The sequence below is a fragment of the Dysgonomonas sp. 25 genome, from assembly GCF_010501075.1.
GTDB lineage: Bacteria > Bacteroidota > Bacteroidia > Bacteroidales > Dysgonomonadaceae > Dysgonomonas.
Genome location: NZ_QVMN01000018.1, coordinates 1 through 20,263, shown reverse-complemented (window position 1 = coordinate 20,263; position 20,263 = coordinate 1). Strand labels below are relative to the sequence as shown.

14 protein-coding genes and 1 pseudogene are annotated in these 20,263 nt (G+C 44.9%); 7 read left to right on the top strand and 8 right to left on the bottom strand.

What is annotated here, in order from left to right:
• Positions 1-2: 2 nt before the first annotated feature.
• Positions 3-818 carry a purine-nucleoside phosphorylase gene (locus tag D0T66_RS15980; RefSeq protein WP_163358302.1) on the top strand — a complete coding sequence of 272 codons (816 nt, stop codon included), beginning with the start codon at positions 3-5 and terminating at the stop codon, positions 816-818.
• 345 nt (positions 819-1,163) lie between these two features.
• Here D0T66_RS15980 and D0T66_RS15975 read toward each other — a convergent pair whose 3' ends face one another.
• Positions 1,164-2,231 carry a CDP-glycerol glycerophosphotransferase family protein gene (locus D0T66_RS15975; protein ID WP_163358301.1) on the bottom strand — a complete coding sequence of 356 codons (1,068 nt, stop codon included), beginning with the start codon at positions 2,229-2,231 and terminating at the stop codon, positions 1,164-1,166.
• A 107-nt stretch (positions 2,232-2,338) separates the two neighbouring features.
• Here D0T66_RS15975 and D0T66_RS15970 point away from each other — a divergent pair, with 107 nt between their 5' ends.
• Positions 2,339-2,896 (top strand): LemA family protein, encoded by a 558-nt coding sequence (locus D0T66_RS15970; RefSeq protein WP_163358300.1) that lies wholly within the window; start codon positions 2,339-2,341, stop codon positions 2,894-2,896.
• Positions 2,897-2,910: 14 nt separating this feature from the next.
• A complete protein-coding gene (locus tag D0T66_RS15965) occupies positions 2,911-4,785 on the top strand; it encodes a DUF2207 domain-containing protein (RefSeq protein ID WP_163358299.1) in 1,875 nt (624 codons plus the stop codon).
• Between the two features lie 186 nt (positions 4,786-4,971).
• On the opposite strand, the gene D0T66_RS15955 is transcribed toward D0T66_RS15965, so the two are convergent.
• The 4 genes and pseudogenes from D0T66_RS15955 to D0T66_RS15940 form a co-directional block, all read right to left on the bottom strand.
• Positions 4,972-6,492, bottom strand: a complete 1,521-nt coding sequence (locus D0T66_RS15955; protein ID WP_163358298.1) for a glycoside hydrolase family 125 protein — start codon at positions 6,490-6,492, stop codon at positions 4,972-4,974.
• A 29-nt stretch (positions 6,493-6,521) separates the two neighbouring features.
• Positions 6,522-7,712: a glycoside hydrolase family 76 protein gene (locus tag D0T66_RS15950; RefSeq protein WP_163358297.1), complete on the bottom strand. Its 1,191-nt coding sequence runs from the start codon at positions 7,710-7,712 to the stop codon at positions 6,522-6,524.
• A 582-nt stretch (positions 7,713-8,294) separates the two neighbouring features.
• Positions 8,295-9,044: pseudogene (gene lptB / locus D0T66_RS15945) on the bottom strand (LPS export ABC transporter ATP-binding protein); the annotation flags it as partial.
• A gap of 24 nt (positions 9,045-9,068) precedes the next feature.
• Complete coding sequence (locus tag D0T66_RS15940; RefSeq protein WP_163358295.1) at positions 9,069-10,088, bottom strand: branched-chain amino acid aminotransferase; 1,020 nt, start codon at positions 10,086-10,088, stop codon at positions 9,069-9,071.
• Between the two features lie 1,113 nt (positions 10,089-11,201).
• Here D0T66_RS15940 and D0T66_RS15935 point away from each other — a divergent pair.
• The gene (locus D0T66_RS15935) at positions 11,202-13,259 is read left to right on the top strand and encodes an FISUMP domain-containing protein (RefSeq protein ID WP_163358294.1); all 2,058 of its coding nucleotides are present in this window, start codon (positions 11,202-11,204) and stop codon (positions 13,257-13,259) included.
• Positions 13,260-13,710: 451 nt separating this feature from the next.
• Here the strand turns inward: D0T66_RS15935 and D0T66_RS15930 are convergent, their stop codons facing one another.
• Both D0T66_RS15930 and D0T66_RS15925 read right to left on the bottom strand, forming a co-directional pair.
• Positions 13,711-14,319, bottom strand: a complete 609-nt coding sequence (locus D0T66_RS15930; RefSeq protein WP_255489850.1) for a peptide deformylase — start codon at positions 14,317-14,319, stop codon at positions 13,711-13,713.
• Positions 14,320-14,419: 100 nt separating this feature from the next.
• Positions 14,420-14,824 (bottom strand): DUF5856 family protein, encoded by a 405-nt coding sequence (locus D0T66_RS15925; RefSeq protein WP_163358293.1) that lies wholly within the window; start codon positions 14,822-14,824, stop codon positions 14,420-14,422.
• Between the two features lie 188 nt (positions 14,825-15,012).
• Between D0T66_RS15925 and D0T66_RS15920 the strand changes: the two genes are divergently transcribed.
• On the top strand, positions 15,013-15,435 hold the full coding sequence (locus D0T66_RS15920) for an HAD family hydrolase (RefSeq protein WP_163358292.1): 423 nt from the start codon (positions 15,013-15,015) through the stop codon (positions 15,433-15,435).
• Positions 15,436-15,457: 22 nt separating this feature from the next.
• On the top strand, positions 15,458-16,408 hold the full coding sequence (locus D0T66_RS15915) for an NAD(P)-dependent oxidoreductase (protein WP_163358291.1): 951 nt from the start codon (positions 15,458-15,460) through the stop codon (positions 16,406-16,408).
• Between the two features lie 552 nt (positions 16,409-16,960).
• Here D0T66_RS15915 and D0T66_RS15910 read toward each other — a convergent pair.
• Complete coding sequence (locus D0T66_RS15910; RefSeq protein WP_163358290.1) at positions 16,961-18,775, bottom strand: DEAD/DEAH box helicase; 1,815 nt, start codon at positions 18,773-18,775, stop codon at positions 16,961-16,963.
• Positions 18,776-19,026: 251 nt separating this feature from the next.
• Here D0T66_RS15910 and D0T66_RS15905 point away from each other — a divergent pair, with 251 nt between their 5' ends.
• The gene (locus D0T66_RS15905) at positions 19,027-20,055 is read left to right on the top strand and encodes an FKBP-type peptidyl-prolyl cis-trans isomerase (protein WP_185154855.1); all 1,029 of its coding nucleotides are present in this window, start codon (positions 19,027-19,029) and stop codon (positions 20,053-20,055) included.
• The last annotated feature ends 208 nt before the right edge of the window (positions 20,056-20,263 follow it).

Sequence of the window (20,263 nt, the reverse complement as noted above, 5' to 3'; positions counted from 1 at the left end):
TTATGTTAGAAAAGATACAAGAAACAGCCGCTTTCATCAAAAGCAAGGTCACTTCCGTACCCGATATGGCTATTATCCTCGGCACGGGTTTGGGCGATTTGGTCAAGGAAATAACAATTACTTCCGAAATCCCTTATCAGGAAATCCCGAATTTCCCTGTCTCCACCGTTGAAGGACATAGCGGAAAGCTTATCTTCGGCGAATTAGGTGGTAAACCGATAATTGCCATGCAAGGACGCTTCCACTACTACGAAGGCTATAATATGAAAGAGGTGACATTCCCCATTCGCGTATTTCAGGAGCTGAAAGTGAAATATCTCTTCGTCTCTAATGCGGCAGGTGGAATGAACGGCAGTTTCGAGATAGGCGATATTATGCTCATCGAGGATCATATCAACCTCTTCCCCGAGCATCCGTTGCATGGAAAGAACGACAACCGTTTGGGTGTACGCTTCCCCGATATGAGCAACGCTTATGATAAGGATATGCGCAAGCTGGCAGCCCAGGTAGCGAAAGAACTGGATATAAAGCTGCAATATGGTGTCTATATCGGTACGCAGGGACCAACATTCGAAACGCCTTCCGAATACAACTATTTCCGTATCATCGGAGGCGATGCTGTGGGCATGTCTACCGTTCCCGAAGTAATCGTTGCCAACCATGCCAAGATAAAAGTGCTGGCATTCTCCATTATTACCGATTTGGGAATCATAGGCAAGATTGTCGAAGTTTCGCACGAGGAAGTGCAGGAAGCTGCCAAAATAGCACAGCCGAAGATGGCAGCTATTATACGCGAGGTGATACAACGATTGAATTGATAATTAGGATTTTAGGCAAAAAACAGTATACGATGAAAAAGAAGATATTGATCATACCTATTCTAATATGTTTACTTCTCTCCATATCAGTTGTTTATATGGTATCTGTGGGGGCGGAAACTATTGAATATTGGAGGATCATCTTTGCCTCTATTGGTTTTATTGTCTTTTTATCTTTTCTGATATTTTATGTAAGAAGAATAAAGAAGTTAAGCAATTGAAAATGAATGTTATAAGGCAGGGTTTGCTTTAAAAATATTTTGTCATGTTGAACGAAGTGAAACATCTCGCTTTTTTAGAGCCGAGATTCTTCGTTACACTCAGAATGACAACGGATGGTAATTCTTACTGTTGAGATATCCCCTTCTTTTTTCTTCGTAGCGGGCAATAGCCTGCTTTTCGCCATAGCTTCCATTTCCTGATGATACCTGGTCTTTTCTTCTTCAATTTGCCCTTATAATTCAGGATGAAATCATCGACAGCATCCAATACCCGTTGAGAGTTGCGTCCGTCTCTGTGAACCTCGTGGTACATGGTGTAATCGAGCATTGCCTGCATCAGTTCGGGCGGACGCGTAAGCGCTCTTTCCAATGCGGGAGCGACATCCTCTTCTTTTAACACATCTATCAGATACGGGCCGGGCGTAGTATTGCAGAAAGTGACAACAGGCTTGTTCAACATTTCCACCTCCACGATAATCGACGAACTATCACACAGCATGACATCTATCTTGCGGAAGGTATTCAGCCCGTCATTGGAGCGGAAGAAAGCGACATGTCCGAATTGCTCCGATAATTCCTTGTATCGGGCAATCAATTCGGGATCGTCCAATTTGGGATGAAAAGTAATTATCCAGTCCCAAGGTTTGGTTTTGATCAAATCAACTATTGTATCATATAATTTGTAAGCCGATGTTATCGTTTTCGAGAAAGTAGGAGAGTACAGGATTGCCGGTCTTTCGCGTGGTTTTTCCGGTGTTCCGTCAAAGAAAGGATCTACCTTGCACCATCCGCTTTCGTATACCTTAAACCATCCGTATTTCTTTTCCAACTCTTTGAAATAAGGCGTGCTACTCGGGCCTTGTGTACAATAAATATCGAACCATCCGCGAATGCTGAAATGATCATCGATTTTGTCGGCTCTCTTGTTCATGGCATACCCATGGAAAACAGCTACTTTAACCCCCGGGAAAAAATCGTAAACATAATTACCCGCTGCAAAAACGGCGATGGGATTATATTCCATGACCTCCTCTATCGTTTTCAGCTGTATCTCGTCTTCTTCCAGCCAATTATCGCATTCGGGTTCGAGATACCAGGCCGCTTCTCCTCCCCTGCGGCGGATTTCTTCCTGCAAAGGGCGCAAAATGGAGAAGGAATAGCTCAAAGAGGCAAAAAACAGGTATTTTTTCATATCAACATAGTTGTAGGACACATATTTATAAGTTCACAAATATACGAAACAAAATAATAGCTTATCTTTACGTAAGAATATATAACCTGTTTTTAAACTTAACATTTATGCAATTTGTAATTCCACTCGCGTTGATTTTGCTGGCAATAGGCATTGTTGCAGCGGTCTATTATAATAAAATGGTCGCTTCCAGAAACTATATGACGGAAGCATGGAGCTCTATCGATGTATTTCTGAAAAAGCGTAGCAACCTGATTCCCGCTTTGGTGGAAACAGTAAAAGGTTATGCGGCACATGAGAAAAAGTTGCTCGAAGAACTGACTGCGTTGAGGTCTAAAGCATTGAAAGCAGATTCGCCCGAAGAGAAAATAGCATCCGAAAAAATGCTGGGCAGTTCGCTGGGTAATATTCTGGTCTTATCCGAAAATTATCCCGACCTGAAAGCCAATACCAACTTCCAGGAACTGCAACGGCAATTATTCACCATCGAAACCGATATCGAATCGGCACGCCGCTACTATAACGGTACAGTACGCAATAACAATAATTTGGTGGAAAGTTTCCCGGGGAATATATTCGCCGGAATGTTCCATTTCACCAAAGGGCTTTTCTTCGAAATCGACGAGAGCGAAAAACAAATGCCTGTCTTTTCATTCGATAAATAGTATTTTTCAGGAAAATGAGAAAAATCTTCTTATGCTTCTTCCTTTTTCTGTATGCATGCGCTGTTTTTGCTCAAGAGGATGAGAAAGAGCGTATAACCGGATTTCATTCGGAAATAGTTATTCTCGAAAACGGGAATATCCGGGTGACGGAACGTATTTCGGTTTATTCGGATCAATATGATATCCGGCATGGCATTGTCCGGACTTTGCCCTACTATTTTACCAATAATGCGGGGAAGCAGCAAGTGATGAGGTTGAAGTCCTTGTCGGTAAAGCGCAACGGACAACGGGAAAATACAAGTCAAACATCTGTCATATCCGGAGAGCGTTCATACAGAGAAATATATATCGGCGACAGCGAAAGGTTGCTGCCAAGAGGAGAGCATGAGTATACAATTTCGTACGAAACACCCAACCAACTTTTCTTTCACGACGATTCGGACGAGCTATACTGGAATGTGACCGGTAACGACTGGGCATTTGATATAGATAGCGCTTCGGTAAGGATTATTCTGCCCGATACCACTTCGATACTGAAAACTAACTGCTACACAGGGGCGTATGGTTCCACAACGCAGGGTTGTGAGAGTTATGTGGGGAAAGACACGGTTGTCTTTACTACCAAAGCGCCATTGATGCGGGGCGAAGGACTAACAGTTTCCTTATTCTTTCCGCGCGATATTGTTAAGCGTCCTCCTCCCCCCACATTCTGGGAAATAAACAGGCAGCCGATATTTGCCGGATTGAGTATACTTGTGTTGTTATTCTATTGTTTCCTGACGTGGTCGGGTATCGGTCGCGATCCGCAGAAGCAGATACCTGTACCTACATTCAATCCGCCTAATGACTGGTCGCCTGCTGTCTCCCGTTTTTTGTATAAGAAGGGGATTAAAGATAGTAAACTGCTTTCGGCCACTATCATAAGCCTTGCCGTAAAAGGAGCGATTGGCATTGCTTCGGAGAGGAAGGTTTATACCCTTATTCGCAACGAAAAGAATGATAAGCTCACAGCAGAAGAATCTAACGTTTATGATGTATTGTTTCCGGGCGATCGCATTATGCTGAAAGTTTCGGATAAGCACTATAATGTCTTCCAGAAGGCAACAAAAGCGCTGAATAATATGCTGAAAAGCCAGTGGAATATTAAAAAGATCTTCCAGCCTAATACAGGTTTTGCCTTTTTAGGTGCTCTTTTTACCCTGATTGCTGTCTTTTTATATTTTGTGATTTCCATGGACGAACCCCTTGCCGATCTGGGCAGCGATATTCTTTTCTATATAACGGGCGGGCTGTTCTTGGCAGGTGCTGCTATGACAATATTTGCTGTTTCGTTCTGGAAAAAGAGCAGTTATTTTCTTATAATCATTGGATTAGTAGTAGCTTCTATTGGCGTTTTACTGTCGGATACTGCTGTGTTTTTGAACCTCACATCGTTGCTGTATGTCGTCGTCATGCTGGTGGGATGCCGGTTGTATGCTTATCTCATCAAATCCCCTACGGAGGAGGGCGTAAAAATTCTGGCTGAATTGGAAGGGTTCAGGATGTATATGGAAACAGCAGAAGAGCATCGTCTCGATATTTTGACTCCTCCCGAACGTACACCCGAATTATTTGAACGATTGCTGTCTTATGCTATTGCATTGGATGTAGAAAACAAATGGAGCAAGAAATTCGACGAAGTCTTATCGCAGGCAGGCTACGAACCTGACTGGTACAGAAGCGACCGCCCATTCTTATCCGGCAGAGGTATTGGTTCATTCTCCCGCTCTTTTGTGTCGTCGATAAGCAGTTCTTCTGTCAGCCCTAATTCCGGTTCAGGAGGAAGGAGCAGCAGTGGTGGCGGATTCTCGGGCGGCGGCCGTGGTGGTGGTGGCGGCCGTGGCTGGTGAAAAATCAAATATGAGCCGGATAGAATCGGACAAAACTAACCTGACCATCGGAACATTGCTCAATATTGCCCAGTCGTTGGATACGCCTGTTATTGATTTTATGAAAGTAAAATGAAAAATAAAAAGGGCTTGAATCCGACGCTTCGGTTCAGGCCCTTTTGAAGTAACCAAATAATTAACCTTATATTATTCTATGCTATTCAGCATATCTATTCTTCCTTCGTTTACTTGTTTGAGGATGAGTTCACCGAACAACGTGTTTTGCCATGCAAACCATTCGCGTGTGAAGTTGGTTGCATCATCTACGTTGAACGATTCGTGGATAAATCCTGTTTCGGCATCGGTGTCTATCACCATTTTGATGCACGCTTTTATTTCGTTCTCGTCCTGACTTGTAAAGGCCTTCATCATAAGGCTCATAGGCCATGCCATATCGTACCCGATGTGTGGTCCGCCGATACCTTCGCCTGCTTTACCTTTGAAGAAGTAGGGGTTGCTGTTGCTCCATACAAATCGGCGTGTATTCTGATAAACAGGATCGTTCACATCCACATCGCTCAGATAAGCCATAGAAAGGAGGCTCGGAGCGTTAGAATCGTCCATCAGATACTGATTCCCGAATCCGTCTACTTCGAAAGCGTAGATAGGGCCGTAGATAGGGTGTTGGTGGATAGCGTATGCTCTTAATGCTATCTCCACTTCGTTGGCCAAATCGCGGCATTCTTTGGCAAGAGCTGTTTTGTTATTTACTTTTTCGAGGATTTCGGCAGCCTTGCGCAACGATGTCACGGCAAAGAAGTTAGACGGGATGAGGAATTGGAATGTAGTGGCATCGTCCGACGGGCGGAAAGATGAAACAATCAGTCCGACCGGTTTCACAGGATTTCCTAATCCATTGTTGTTCAATGTATCTAACTGACGTTCGGTCTTACGTTGGAATCTGTAAGGGCCTACACCGTCTTTGCGTTGTTGCTCTCTGAATGTTTTCACCACATTGGCGATTGCTTCGAGCCATATTTCGTCGAAGACATCTGTGTCGCCTGTTGTTTCCCAGTAGTGGTAAGCGAGGCGGATAGGGTAGCAAAGCGAGTCGATCTCCCATTTGCGCTCATGCAACTCCAGTTTCATGTCGGTCATATCCGATTGCCAGTGATGATCAGGATTTGGATCGTACGGGTCGATGAATGCGTTGGCATACGGATCGATTACGATACATTTGAACTGGCGGCGGATAGTTCCTGCCAACATGCCTTTCAACTCTTTATCTTTGTTGGCTAACTGCACGTAAGGCCATACCTGAGCGCCTGAGTCGCGCAGCCACATAGCATGGATATCGCCTGTGTAGACAACCGTATCGTCTTTTCCATCGATTTTGCGGTAACGCACAGTAGTGTCCAGTGTATTCGGGAAACAGTTCTCGAACATCCAAGCCAACTTTTTGTTAGTCAGCATTTTCTTCACGCGAACGATTTCTTCTTCAACAGCTTTGGATGAGAAAAGGCGATCTTTCTTAGCCGGACGGTTTGTCTTGCTATAATCTCCTTTTGTTCCTTTCGCTTTGAATATTTCCTGATCGATATCCGGTACGCATGTCGTTATTTTGTCGCTCGGGAGAGCCAGAGATTTTTCTCCTGCAACTGCTACCCCCGATGTGAGCAACGATGCAGCAGCAAGGGCGCAAAGCCCTAAATGTTTCTTCTTATTCATGTCCTGTTATTTTATTTAGATATTATTCTTTATTTGACTGTAGCTAACCGACCCAACATCTCCACCATGGCAGCCTGTGTGAGCAGCCATTTGGAGTCGTCCTGCTTTGTTCCGTTCCATTCGGTATTGAACAGCCCGTTTGAGGTACGCATGCCTTTGTCCCAACCATAATCCATGCTCAGGTTGAAGGCATCGATGTATGTTTTGTTTTTGTCGATGTTGTACAACTCGATGAATCCGCGCAGCATAACGGCTGTGAACCAGATATCCCTGCCTTTCAGTATTCTGATAGTTTCTCCTTCGGTAGTCGTAATGTCTTCGAAGAAGTAGCCATAGCAAGCCTTTGCCAGATTTTGCGCTTCGGTGAGGAATTCTTTGTTTCCCGTCAGTTTGTAGAGCAGAGCGGCAGCCTGCATCATCTGCCCGCTGTTGTAGGCATATTTGGCTTTTCCTATCTTGCCGTTCAGTGCTTTGTTGTCGTAGTATAGATAGTCGGAAGTATCTTGTAAGTTTTTCTTTGTCCATTCATACAGGAACAGTCCTTGTTTGAAGTAAGCACTGTCTTGCGTAGCTTCAAATAGCTTGAAGGCATATACTGCTCCCGGAGCGTTGGAACAAGTGTTTTTGGAGAATTTCTTTTGCTCGCACCAGTAGATTCCGCCACCCAGTTCGTCGTCCATACCGCTCTCGATAAACTTCCAGATCATTTTGGCTTTGTCGAGGTATTTCTCCTCTTTGGTCATCATGTACGTATCGGTGAAGTCGATTCCGAGCCATACATTGTCGTCGTAGAAGCGATCGGATGGAGGTGCATCCTTCACATACGAGGCATAGGCATCGGGCTTGCGCTTGTCGTCGAAATATTCTTCCAATCCGACAAGTACTTTGCTATCGAGCAATTGCTGGTATTTTTTGTCGTCTGTGGCTTCGAACAAGGCGTTGACAGCCGAGAATGTTCCCGAATACGGCCAAAGATACGAATATGGGTTCGGGCGTTCCTGATCCTGCGAAGCCAGATAACTGGCGGTATATTGGTCGTCGTAAGGAAATGTTTCGCGGAGCAGGTTTGTTCCGTCATTCGTATCGTAATATTTGTACAGGGAATCCAATGTTACCTGTGCCCGTTCGAGGTTTACGTTTGTTTCTTTCTGATCTTCTTTGTTGTTGCAAGACGAAAATGCAACGATAGAAGATATAACGACAAGAGCTATTTTTTTCATGGTTTTTTGTTGTTACTTCTTTTTATAACTTTTCATGGTTGCTGTTTGTGATATGCCCACAACTCGCAAGGTCAAAAATAAGTTATTATCTTCAATCGGGAGTATCACTAATTGGTCAAAAAACAGCAATGTCACATATTTGCACTATAAAGTCATAAAATAAAACTGCAAAATAACCCAAATGCATTTCGATTAACCCTTTTAACCCACCTGTCTAACCGGAGGGGAAAGTAAAAAGCCCCCGAATTATTGCCCGGTATACCTTGGCTGGTCGAATTATCAAAGAGCCGTATCCATGTACGTCCCGGGAAGAGTATGCCGTAACATGCTGTTTGTCTAATAGTAAGTAGCGGTATTATAGGCCATAGTAGCCCCTGTGGAAGTAAACCCTCCGGCAAGTGTGACTACAGTGCCTCTTTTGGGGAGGTTTTTCTAATGTTTCTCTTTTTTCGGAAGTGTCGGAATATCATGTATATAGCCAACCCTAAATGTAGATATGTTAACTTACAACAATTCCGATGTTGTATCTATGATGTCGTCCGACGAATCGCTTTCTTCGCTATCCTGTCGTAAATAATCGAAATTACGGCGCTTCAATTCGAAGTCTCTACCCAGGTATTTTTCGCGCACAATTTCGTTTTCTGCCAATTGCTCGGCTGATCCTTGGAATAGGACTCTCCCTTCGAAAAGGAGGTAAGCGCGGTCGGTGATACTCAATGTTTCGTCCACATTGTGGTCGGTGATGAGGATACCGATGTTTTTGTATTTCAATTTGGCAACAATCTCCTGAATGTCCTGTACGGCAATGGGGTCTACCCCGGCAAAGGGTTCGTCGAGCATGATGAATTTAGGGTCGATAGCCAGACAGCGTGCTATTTCGGCACGACGGCGCTCACCTCCCGAGAGGCGGTCTCCCTGATTCTTGCGCACCTTATGCAACCCGAATTCGTCTATCAGGCTTTCGAGTTTGTATTGCTGGTATTCTTTGCTGGTGTTGGTCATTTCCAATACCGAACGGATATTGTCTTCGACAGTCATTTTGCGGAAGATGGAAGCTTCCTGCGCCAGATAGCCGATTCCGTTCTGTGCACGCTTATATACAGGGAACTTGGTGATTTCCATATCGTTGAGGAAAATCCGCCCTTCGTTGGGTACAACAAGCCCTACGGTCATGTAGAAAGTTGTTGTCTTACCCGCACCGTTAGGCCCGAGCAGACCGACAATCTCGCCTTGTTGCACCTCTATCGAAACATGGTTTACTACGGTACGCGATTTGTACTTTTTCACCAGATTGTCGGTGCGTAGCACCATTTGTTCAGCTGTTCCCTGCATCTGTTGTTGGTTGAGGATATAAGTTTATTCTACAATTGTTACCCAGCCATGTGTGTCGGGTTCGTCGCCACATTGAATGGCACGCAATTTATTGTATAATTTCGTGCTTAGAGGTCCTGCATTTCCATCTTTAGAGATAACATAGGACTTTCCTTCAGCGATATCGTCGACGCGTAAAATAGGGCTTATAACGGCCGCTGTCCCTACCTGTCCTGCTTCTTCGAACGTAGCCAGTTCTTCTTCGGGTATCTGGCGGCGTTCTACTTTCATTCCCATATCTTCGGCCAGTTGCATCAGGCTTTTGTTGGTGATGGATGGCAGGATAGAGGACGATTGAGGGGTGATATAGGTATTATTCTTAATCCCGAAGAAATTGGCAGGGCCGCATTCGTCGAGGTATTTTTTTTCTTTGGCGTCGAGGTAGAGCACTGCCGAATAGCCTGCTTTGTGTGCCTTGTCTCCGGCAACGAGGCTGGCAGCATAGTTGCCGCCGACTTTGATTGTTCCCGTACCGAGTGGCGCTGCGCGGTCGTATTCGCGGTAGATGGCAACCGGTGTCGGTTTGAATCCTTCTTTGAAGTACGGGCCTACGGGCGTTACAAATACGACGAACAGATATTCTGCAGCGGGTTTTACGCCGACTTGTGCGCTTGTCCCGATGAGTAGGGGACGGATATAGAGCGATGCTCCACTCCCGTAAGGAGGGACGAACCGTTCGTTGAGTTTCACGGCTTTGATTACGGCTTCTTCGAATGTTTCTACAGGCAATTCGGCCATCATAACGCCCCGGCTCGACGATTGCAGGCGAAGGGCGTTTTCGCGCAGGCGGAAGATGCGGATTTTCCCGTCTTTGCCGCGGAATGCTTTCAGTCCTTCGAATGCTTCCTGTCCGTAGTGCAGGCAAGTGGCCGCCATGTGCATGGTTATTTCTTCCGAATCGGTTTCTTTCGGCGTGCTCCATTGGCCGTCTTTGTAGTAACTTCTTACGTTGTAATCGGTTTTCATGTAACCGAATGACAAATTACCCCAATCTATTGTACTCATATCCATTTGTTTTTAGCGTTGAATTGTACAAAGATATAATTTTTCGGTTATCACCAATCTGTTATTGGTTAACAAAAACGGTAAGGCAGTGCTATTTTTTATGCAAAGATTATAGAAGACGGGCTGGATCTTCGGATAGGATGAGCCATTCAGTGCCAAATTTGTTCCATTCAGTGCCAAGCTGGGTTAACGGAGGGTTTTGGGGCTTTTTTCAGGATTATTATTATATATTTTTGCTGTATCAAAAATCAAATATATCCTTATTTGCATACAAATCAGATGTGACACAAAACCGATAATATGTATAATAAACAGCTTGCTTTTTTATTTAACCATATTTATATCAACCAGATAATTCAAAGAATATGGGTTTCTCGCACACATGTACACACGAGATATAGCAAATGTTTCGGATTAATCCAAGGTTTCAGGAAGATTTTTAGGAAAAAAAGTTACTTCGCCCTACGGGCAGTTACTTCGTGCTTCGCACAGTTACGAGTTACAAGAGATAACTTGCGAACTGGCGTGTGGCTTTGCCCCTACTCGTCACTTGTAACTTGTAACTCGTCTACTAAAAAATATGCTTGTGTTAATGTCAGGGGAAGAACCCCCATTTCGTCCCGTCTTCTCCGTGAGGAGAAGCGGGATTTTTCAGTCAACAGCGAGCAGCACTATTCAGTCAACAGTTATCAGTCAACAGTCAACAACAATACTTTGTCATGCCGAACCTTGTGTGAGGCATCCCGCCCCGTTATCGGAAANATGCTTGTGTTAATGTCAGGGGTATTTCCGGCTGCGACAGCCGTACCTACCTCCCCCCAGCCCCCTCCACAAGAGGGGGAGCGAGGGGCTGTCTTTCAGTCAGCAGTTATCAATCAACAGTGAACAACAATACTTTGTCATGCCGAACCTTGTGTGAGGCATCCCGCCCCGTTATCGGAAAGAGATCCCTCGTATCCACTCGGGATGACAAGGCTAATAGCTATCCGCCAATGGCTTACAGAATTAATGTCTTAATGTGCCAATGTGTTGATGAGCTAATAGAAAAGCACCTCTTCGCTATGGGGCTGTCCGGCATTATTTCATTATCATATTAACTAATTATTTTCTATTATGAACAGAACTTTGACACAGGCTATTATTATATCATTTATAGCCTTACTTATTACAGCAACGGCTTTGCAGGCACAAGTAACTATCGGGAGCGGGGAAAAGCCTGTTGCCGGCGCGCTGCTCGACCTGAAGCAGAATGCCAATGGCCAATCCAGCAAAGGCTTATCCATGCCACGGGTAGAACTGACCGACATAAATAAGCTGTTCCCGATGTTCGAGACGGTCCCCGGCAGTGGTGTTGCCAATAGCGATTACAATACATCGGCTAAAAAGACGGCACAAGATCAACGGCACATCGGCCTTCTGGTTTTTCACAACAACAAATGTACGCACAAAGGGCGAGGTCTCTATGTATGGGATGGAGAAGAGTGGCAACCTCTTCACAAAACAAACACATTCGTACCCACGCTCAGCAAAACTTACTTCGACTTGCCCAGCGGACACGATGCGCGCGCTTTGACCGCACAAGACCTGATAGTGACCTGGCAGGGAGGAACATCCGCCACCTGGGCAACTGCTGCCAACGGCGGGCTAAATGCCGTTCCGCTAACCTCGCCGGCAGCTACAGGCATCGTAGGCGCGTCTCCTTACACGATGAGCATATTGCCACAAGCAATGAACACCACCACCGAGGTAACCGCTACATCGCCATGGTACAGCAAAGAAACTAAACTGACCTTTACCAATCTGGCAACCGATTGCGGGCAACAAGACCATATCATACTCAACCAGACTAATTACGCGCTGATGGTAAACGGACAGCAGACCAACAGCCAGATCTTCTATACAGGCGCTGCTATGAATAGTTTTTCCGTACAAGGCAATGCTGCGTGGACAACCACCAAAAGCGACCCTGATAATCTTATCACCACTACTACCCCTGCTATCGGCACACAGCGCGGACAGGATCTGAAAGACAATACAGTTCCGCCGAAAACTTCCTTCCAATACCATATAGCTCTTACCGGAACAAGATATGACAATTCTGCCGTTACTTTCAAAGACACAGCGGCCATTAAGCGCTTCAATGACATTACCGTATCTTTCATTAACTGTAATGCGAGCTCCATTACCATTACAATGCTACAATGGGCCAAACGTGCAGGCTTTAGCGCTGCACAACAAACGGCTATACAAGGCCTGGCCAATGGTGGCACGCTCGGCGGCGATGCCACCCCGGTCACCTTGCCCAATGGCGTGCAGGCACACAAAGATCAGAACGGGAATATTTTCCTTTCGGGCGACTTTGGAGCAACAGCAGGAAGGTGGATGCTCAATAACCTGGCTGCTACCAGCTATGCCACAGGAGCAAGAACCGGCGCGGATGTCAACATCTCGGTCAACTTACCTGCCACACCTACTATATTCAATGATTTCAAAAATCCGGTCTGGGCATACCCTTTCACCGACGGTGGTAGCGGTACCAGCAGTATGATCTATGACATCAACCCGCGTGTTGGTCTCCTTTATAATTGGGCAGCAGCCTCCAACAGCAAAGGGAGTACATTTGATAGCGGGGCAAATGATGCGAGCTATCCAGATGGAAAAAAAACATTTTACGAAGCTGAGATGCCCCCTGCCACCGACCCTCAAACCAGCCGTAGGCAAGGTATTTGTCCGAATGGCTGGCACCTGCCTTCCGATTATGAATGGACACAACTGGAACAGGAGATCAATGCCCATAGCAGCAAATACAGTACCATAGCTGATGCTAACGGTACTATCACTGTGGGGCAGGATGGATGGCGTGGTACTACCCACGGGCAAGCCATGAAAGACGTTTGTTTTGCGCCTAGAATAGTACACTTAGGCGCCAGAATTGCCGCCAGTAATATTATTTCCGCTACCACTGCGAAACCGGGTTTCAATGTTATGCTTGTGGGTAATGCCGTTAATACTTCTTGCATGTTTTTCGGTAGATATGCGTACTTTTGGACGGCTAGCGGAAGTGATGATTATACACACCATCGATATGTCGAGATCGACAGTGCACAGATAGGCCGAGGGAAAACCTTTCGCCACATTCTTTATAGCGTCCGTTGCAAGAAGGATGATTAACGCCCCCTCCACAATAATGCTATCTCATAAAGGATTTTCTTTTATGAGATAGTTTTTTTATATCGTTGTATCTGGAATTTATTGTCAGTCAAAACAATTCAGGAGAGTCATAAAAAAACTTTTCGGACCGGATGCACGGGGCAATCACTGCTTAAACATCCCGAGTTTAACACAAGCAAATAGTGAAAATGAAACGATTTTGTAGGTCCGAAAAGTTTGTTTTCATACGTTGTATGCAAATTTTTTTATTTGTAATAAATTTTATTCGGATTTGTCGAAAGATATTTGTGTTAAAAATAATCTATCTTCATGTCCAATGTTAATCCCTCAAAAAAGTAGAGGCTATGTTATATGCTGCAAAGAAACATATTTTTGTGGTAATTAACAAAAAAAGCGGATAAAAATGTGTTTTTATCACGCATTTTTTGATTCTACCGTCATCCGGGTGTATTTATTCGCACAATTTGTCTATGAACAATACGCCTTGCAGATGGTCGTATTCGTGCTGAAAGACAACTCCTGTGAATCCTGTCCGGCGCGAATATCCGGATAACATTTCTTCTTTTTTGATGCCGTTTTCGTCGTAATATGCTACCATCACCCAAGGCGAGCGGAACGAATTGTCGGATACGTCGGGGATGGATAGGCATCCGTCTCCTTCGAAGCAGATAACCGAGTCGGGCGTGGATACGATTACCGGGTTGATGGCTACCTGTACGGGCATATCCGGCTCTTCGGTGCGGCAGAACAGGAAGATATTGCGTCCGATGCCTACCTGAGGGGCAGCTATGCCTACGCCTTCTTCTGCGGCCATCGTTGTTTTCAGGCGCTGGATGAATAGCTGCAGGTCTTTGTCGGCCTTGATATTTTCGGCCTCGACGTCTATCGAGGGGGTGCGCAGGAAAAGCGCATCGGCTTCGTTGTCGATGGTTAATACCCGCATAGGTGTATTTTTGTTGCCGCTGTTAATCAGCTTTTTTTCTTCTTCGGTCATCATAGAATCGTTGTTGCAGGAAGCAAAGATAAATATTGAAATGAACAGATAGATAAATTTTCTCATCAGATTATGCATTTGATAGCAAAGGTAATGCGAAAATATGAAAAAAGAGCAACCCGGCAGGGTCACTCTTTTGATACTTACTTCACAGCTTTAATCTTCATTATTGTAATCTTTTCAGACGGTAAAGCAATTGTTGGATTGCTTCGTTGTAGTCGTCGATGATTGCTTGAGTCATAGCTTCGGAGAACAATGGACGTTGCGATTCCATGTAGTCGTAGAAATCCGAAGCATGTTTGATAATATCGGTAGGCGTTTTTGTTTCGGGGATAACGATGTTGATATCGCCGTTCAACGCGTAAGTTGTTTCGGTGATGCGGTCGATGATATCCAATAGGTCTTCCAATGCCTGGTCGAGTGCCATGTGCTGTGCATAACTTGCCTTGCCTGTCACGTGCCAGTGAAAGAGTTTCAAACTACTGTTGAATGAAAACATTTTACCGATAACAGTTCCTAATTTAGCATTTGTTGCTACTGATTTTGATTTTTTTTCTGCGGTTGTACTCATAATATTTATAATTTTGATTGTTTATAATTTCGATTTCGTATAAGTATAACAAAACGACATCCTATTTTGTTCTATAAAAAGAAATAGATTTTTTCGATATTGTTATTCCGTCCTCTTTTCAAAGGTAGGAATATTTTGTTGAATTATAAACAGGGATTATAAATATCAATATTTAATAGATGAAAGCTATGGATATATGTATCGATTTTGACGGGACATGCGTAGCGCACGAATACCCCCTGATAGGGAAAGACATCGGCGCGATACCCGTTTTGCAGGAACTGACGGAGAAAGGGCATCGCCTGATACTCTTCACTATGCGCAGCGACCGTAAAAAGAAAAAAAAGGTGGACGGACAAGAGGTCGTAATCGAAGAAAAAGTGCTGACCGAAGCCGTTCAGTGGTTTGCCGACAATGGCATTCCGCTCTACGGTGTACAGAAGAACCCTACCCAACGCTTCTGGACGTCCTCGCCCAAAGCATACGGACATCTCTATATCGACGATGCCAACTTAGGCTGTCCGTTGATTGTTGACGATGAGGAAAGCGAACGCCCCTATGTGGATTGGCATAAAGTGCGTGAAATGCTTATCGAGAAAGGAATATTGTAATTTTCGGATGGAGGGAAGAAATATGAAAAAAATACTGATGGGCTATAATTTCAAACGCGAAGGCTTCGAAGCACTCGAAGGAAAGTTTGATATTATCTACCCGGACAAAGAACATTTCAGCAAAGAAGAAGTAATAGCCTTGGTGGCCGATGTGGATGTCCTTGTGCCTAATTTCTCGTTCAGGACGGATGCTGAGATTATAGATGCCGGTAAGCAATTGAAGCTGATTTCCAACTTTGGTGTGGGCTATAATAATATCGATGTCGATTATGCCGCCGAAAAGGGTATTGCGGTGACGAATACGCCACGATCGGTACTCGAGCCTACTGCTGAGCTGTGCTTTGCTCTTTTGACGGCTGCGGCCCGCAAAATAGGCTATTATAACAACAAGCTGCATGCCGGCGAACGGATAGGGTGGGGGTTGTTCGACGATTTAGGCTTACCCGTTTACGGGCAGACGTTGGGAATCTTCGGTATGGGACGGATTGGGCAGGCTGTTGCCCGCCGTGCTGTGGCCTCGGGCATGAAGATTATCTATTGCAACCGAAAGCCGCTGGATAAGGAGACGGAGGAGCGTTATAACGCCCGCTTTGTCGATTTCGATACATTGTTGAAGGAATCGGATTTCGTTTCGCTGAACGCGCCTGCTACGGCCGAAACCTATCACTTGATGGGTGAGGAGGAGTTTAGAAAGATGAAGCCTACCGCCATCCTTGTCAATGCGGCGCGTGGAAGCCTTGTGGACGAAAAAGCGTTGATACAGGCTTTGCGCAATAAGGAGATATTCGGCGCGGGCCTGGATGTGTATGAGAACGAACCGAAGATTTCGCCCGAACTACGCGACTTCGACAATGTCGTCCTCACTCCCCATGCCGGGACGCAGACGTATGCCGGACGCATGGATATGGAGCGCGAAGTGGCAAAAAATATCATTCATTTTTTCGAAGGCGGCGAAATAGATAAAGTTAACTAACTTTGCGCATCCCCTTTTCCCTCCTCCCTGCGGAAGAGGGTGTAAAGGAGCGCGGCTCTCCCTCGACTGTCGCAGCCGGGAAAGACCGATTAATATTAACAAAAATATTGGTACACTAACAAATGAACCAATATGCCCTGACTGGTAGTCATCAACTGCCAGTTTTTTATTTTGAAAAAATCGTCGATTATTTGCTTATTTAAGAAAAAATGATTATATTCCGTGTGTGTGTGTGTGTGTGTGAAACCGTAATTTTTGAATCAACTATATAATAGTCAATCACTTCGCTAAGAATAGTTCTGTTTAATCCTGTATTTTTCAATCCTTATTTTGTCTTAAAATGTGGCAAAGAAATGAAATTTTGCCGGGATAAAAAATAAATTTTCCTCAAATATCGCTATTTTTTTTCGAATAGGAATCTTTTTTTGATGTGTTAAACAATTTTATGATTTTTGTTAAAAAAAAAGCGACACATTCGGGGTTTTTTGGAGGTGCAAAAAAAGCAGAAACCAATTAAGATTTCTGCTTTATATATAGCTTTGATTAATATGCTTACGAACGTTTTCCGCCTTTGCGGTGACCTTTCTTAGCTCCGCCTTCGCCCTTGTAGCCTCCACTGCGTGGACCTCCTCCGGGGCGTGAATCGCGGTTATAACTTCCACCGCGCGAACTGCTCCCCGGGCGCGAATCGCGGCTGCGGCTTCCGCCACCACCCGAACCGCCTTGGGCAATCTCGATAGAGATGCGGCGTCCATTGTTATCCTGGTTGCTCATGCCTTTGATTACCTTGTTCGCATCGCGTTCGGGTACTTCAAAGAAAGAGAAGTTCTGCATGATATCGATACGTCCTATCGCCACTTTTCCGGGTACATAGTCGTTCACTAAGCCCATCAGGGTTGCCGGATTCGTGTTGTCTGTCCGTCCGATGTTGATGAATAAACGCACATATCCGCGTTCGGCCTGACGAGGATTTCCTCCTTGGCGGTCGCGGTCTTTGCGGCGAGGATAGCTGCTGTCGTCACGTGACGAATAGCGTTCCGATGGCGATTCTATTTCCGCAGCATCACGATAGTAATCGATGAGGCGGTTGAATTCGAGCGAAACGGCACGTTTGATAATATCTTCTTTCTCTAACCAGTCTAACTTGCGGTAGACAGCCGGAAGCAAGCGTCCGATTTCGTCTTCGTTCACCTTCACCTTTTCCAGTCGGTCTACGAAGTTGAAAAGCTGCTTTTCGCAGATATCGTCTCCCGAAGGGATTTCGCCTATTTCGAACTTCTTGTTGATAATCTTCTCTATCTCACGCACTTTTCCTTTCTCCTTCACGTGGATGATACCGATAGAGATACCTGTTTTACCGGCACGACCCGTACGTCCGCTTCGGTGCGTATAAGATTCTATATCGTCCGGCAAGCCGTAGTTGATAACGTGTGTCAGGCTGTCCACATCCAATCCGCGGGCAGCTACGTCGGTCGCTACAAGCAACTGGATATTTTTGATGCGGAACTTCTGCATCACATAATCGCGCTGCTGCTGCGACAAATCGCCATGCAACGAGTCGGCGCTGTATCCGTCCTGTATCAGCTTATCGGCAATCTCTTGTGTCTCGCGGCGTGTGCGACAAAAGATGATCCCGTATATATTCGGATAATAGTCGGCAATACGTTTCAGTGCGAGGTATTTATCCCGTGCATGCACTAAGTAATAGACATGCTTCACATTGTTGGAACCTTCATTCTTGCGGCCGATGGTAATCTCTTTGGGGCTATCCATGTATTTGCGCGTGATTTTGGCAATCTCTTTCGGCATAGTTGCCGAGAAAAGGAGCATGGTGCGCGTATCAGGAACTTTACTCAGGATTTCGTCGATGCTGTCGGTGAATCCCATGTTCAGCATTTCGTCGGCCTCGTCCAATACCACATAGCGTATGTTGTCGAGGTGTACCGTCTTGCGGTTGATAAGGTCGATCAAGCGTCCCGGAGTAGCCACAATGATTTGTACGCCTCTTTTCAGCGCTTTAATCTGGCTCTCGATGCTTGATCCCCCATAAACGGGTAATACACGCAAGTTGTCGATATATTTGGAATAGTCAGCCAAATCGCCTGCGATCTGTAAACAAAGTTCGCGCGTAGGGCACAGAATCAATGCCTGCGGAACGTTTTCTTTCGTATCTATCTTTTGTAGTACAGGCAATCCGAATGCGGCTGTTTTGCCGGTACCTGTCTGAGCGAGCGCAATTACGTCTGATGTTTCGGCCAGTAAATAGGGAATCACTTCTTCTTGTACGGGCATTGGGTTTTCGTAACCCATTTCTTCGATTGCCCGTCGTATTTGTGGGGCAACACCTAATTCTTCAAATGTCTTCATTAAATATATGTACAGTTTCGATTAAGTGTTTTGTCCTGCTTTAAATATCTGTTATCGCAGCCATTACAAAACACGGCGCAAAGGTAATGATTAGTTTTTTAGTTTTCACATGATTTTAGAATTACTTTATCTGTAATAGTTGACATATAGGCGATAAAGTCGTATATTTGCGCCGGTTATTTGTTAAAAACCCTCTGGGTTGATTGGCTGATAGTCAATATTTTTTTTGAACTTAATAATAAATTACAGATATGAAAAAGAGCATTTTATTTATTCTGATTGCAGCGGGCATATTGCTTCCGCAAAGCATCTTGGCACAAAAAAAGCAGCCGCGTACTTCTGTTCAACCGCTTACGACCGTATCGGATACGATATCGTACGCCTTCGGGGTGAATATGGTACAGGGATTGCCTCAGTATTTGGAGCAAATGGGTATAATGGTCGACACAACGGGTATCGGTATGGAATACAGACATCGTATGGGTGCGACGACCGATGCGGCTGAAATAGCAACATTGCAAAAGGAAATGGAAGCTAAAATGGATTCGGCAAATGCGGTGAACAGCAAAAACCTGCCTATCTTCCTCGAGGGTTTCAAGAAGGCATTCAGCGAAGATGGCGAACAGCAAGTCTATAACAGTGGTATTGCCATCGCAGGACAGGTGAAAACAATGTTGACCCGTTTCTCTCCCGAGCAAATGGGATTGGATGCTTCGGTATCGTTGAAACAGGATTTATTCTACAAAGGTTTTATTGCTGCTTTGACAGGTGAGCAGACATTGCTCGAAAATCCACAGGAGTTGATTCAGCAAATCTCTGAAAGACAACGCCAGCAGGCAGAGCAAAAAGAAATAGACGCTCTCAAAGCGCAATATAAAGACAAAATTGCCGAGAGCAATAAGTTCTTCGCTGCTAACAAAAAGAAGAAAGGTATCGTTACTCGCCCAAGCGGCTTGCAGTACAAAATAGAGAAAAAAGGAAACGGCGCTATCCCTACGGTAGGCGACAAAGTGAAAGTGCATTATCACGGGACGTTGTTGGACGGAACGGTATTCGACAGCAGCGTAGAGCGTGGCGAGCCTGCTGAATTTGCTGTAGGTCAATTGATTCGCGGATGGAATGAAGCGTTGATGTTGATGCCTGCGGGTTCGAAATGGACGCTTTATATTCCTTACGACCTTGCTTACAATGCTATGGATCAAAGGATGATCAAGCCTTTCTCGAGCCTTATCTTCGAAGTGGAACTGATTGAGGTAGAAAAGAAAGACGCTCAGAATTAAGCTGTTTATATAAACTATCATAACCGGAAAAGTTGCATTTTCCGGTTTTTTTGTTTTCCTTTGCCAAATATAACGGGGTTAAATACCTATACGGATAATGGAACAAAAACACCTTATTTTTTTATTCAACTTTCGTCTTATCAATATGTTCATTGGTGAGATAATAGGCACACACACACACACACACACACACGTAATATAACGTTTT

Excerpts from the sequence above, each read along its gene's own strand:
- D0T66_RS15975 (WP_163358301.1), bottom strand. The coding sequence starts at position 2,231 with ATGAAAAAATACCTGTTTTTTGCCTCTTTGAGCTATTCCTTCTCCATT.
- D0T66_RS15980 (WP_163358302.1), top strand. The coding sequence starts at position 3 with ATGTTAGAAAAGATACAAGAAACAGCCGCTTTCATCAAAAGCAAGGTC.
- D0T66_RS15930 (WP_255489850.1), bottom strand. The coding sequence starts at position 14,319 with ATGAGAAAATTTATCTATCTGTTCATTTCAATATTTATCTTTGCTTCC.
- D0T66_RS15915 (WP_163358291.1), top strand. The coding sequence starts at position 15,458 with ATGAAAAAAATACTGATGGGCTATAATTTCAAACGCGAAGGCTTCGAA.
- D0T66_RS15950 (WP_163358297.1), bottom strand. The coding sequence starts at position 7,712 with ATGAAAAAAATAGCTCTTGTCGTTATATCTTCTATCGTTGCATTTTCG.
- D0T66_RS15970 (WP_163358300.1), top strand. The coding sequence starts at position 2,339 with ATGCAATTTGTAATTCCACTCGCGTTGATTTTGCTGGCAATAGGCATT.
- D0T66_RS15935 (WP_163358294.1), top strand. The coding sequence starts at position 11,202 with ATGAACAGAACTTTGACACAGGCTATTATTATATCATTTATAGCCTTA.
- D0T66_RS15920 (WP_163358292.1), top strand. The coding sequence starts at position 15,013 with ATGGATATATGTATCGATTTTGACGGGACATGCGTAGCGCACGAATAC.
- D0T66_RS15940 (WP_163358295.1), bottom strand. The coding sequence starts at position 10,088 with ATGAGTACAATAGATTGGGGTAATTTGTCATTCGGTTACATGAAAACC.
- D0T66_RS15925 (WP_163358293.1), bottom strand. The coding sequence starts at position 14,824 with ATGAGTACAACCGCAGAAAAAAAATCAAAATCAGTAGCAACAAATGCT.
- D0T66_RS15905 (WP_185154855.1), top strand. The coding sequence starts at position 19,027 with ATGAAAAAGAGCATTTTATTTATTCTGATTGCAGCGGGCATATTGCTT.
- D0T66_RS15910 (WP_163358290.1), bottom strand. The coding sequence starts at position 18,775 with ATGAAGACATTTGAAGAATTAGGTGTTGCCCCACAAATACGACGGGCA.
- D0T66_RS15965 (WP_163358299.1), top strand. The coding sequence starts at position 2,911 with ATGAGAAAAATCTTCTTATGCTTCTTCCTTTTTCTGTATGCATGCGCT.
- D0T66_RS15955 (WP_163358298.1), bottom strand. The coding sequence starts at position 6,492 with ATGAATAAGAAGAAACATTTAGGGCTTTGCGCCCTTGCTGCTGCATCG.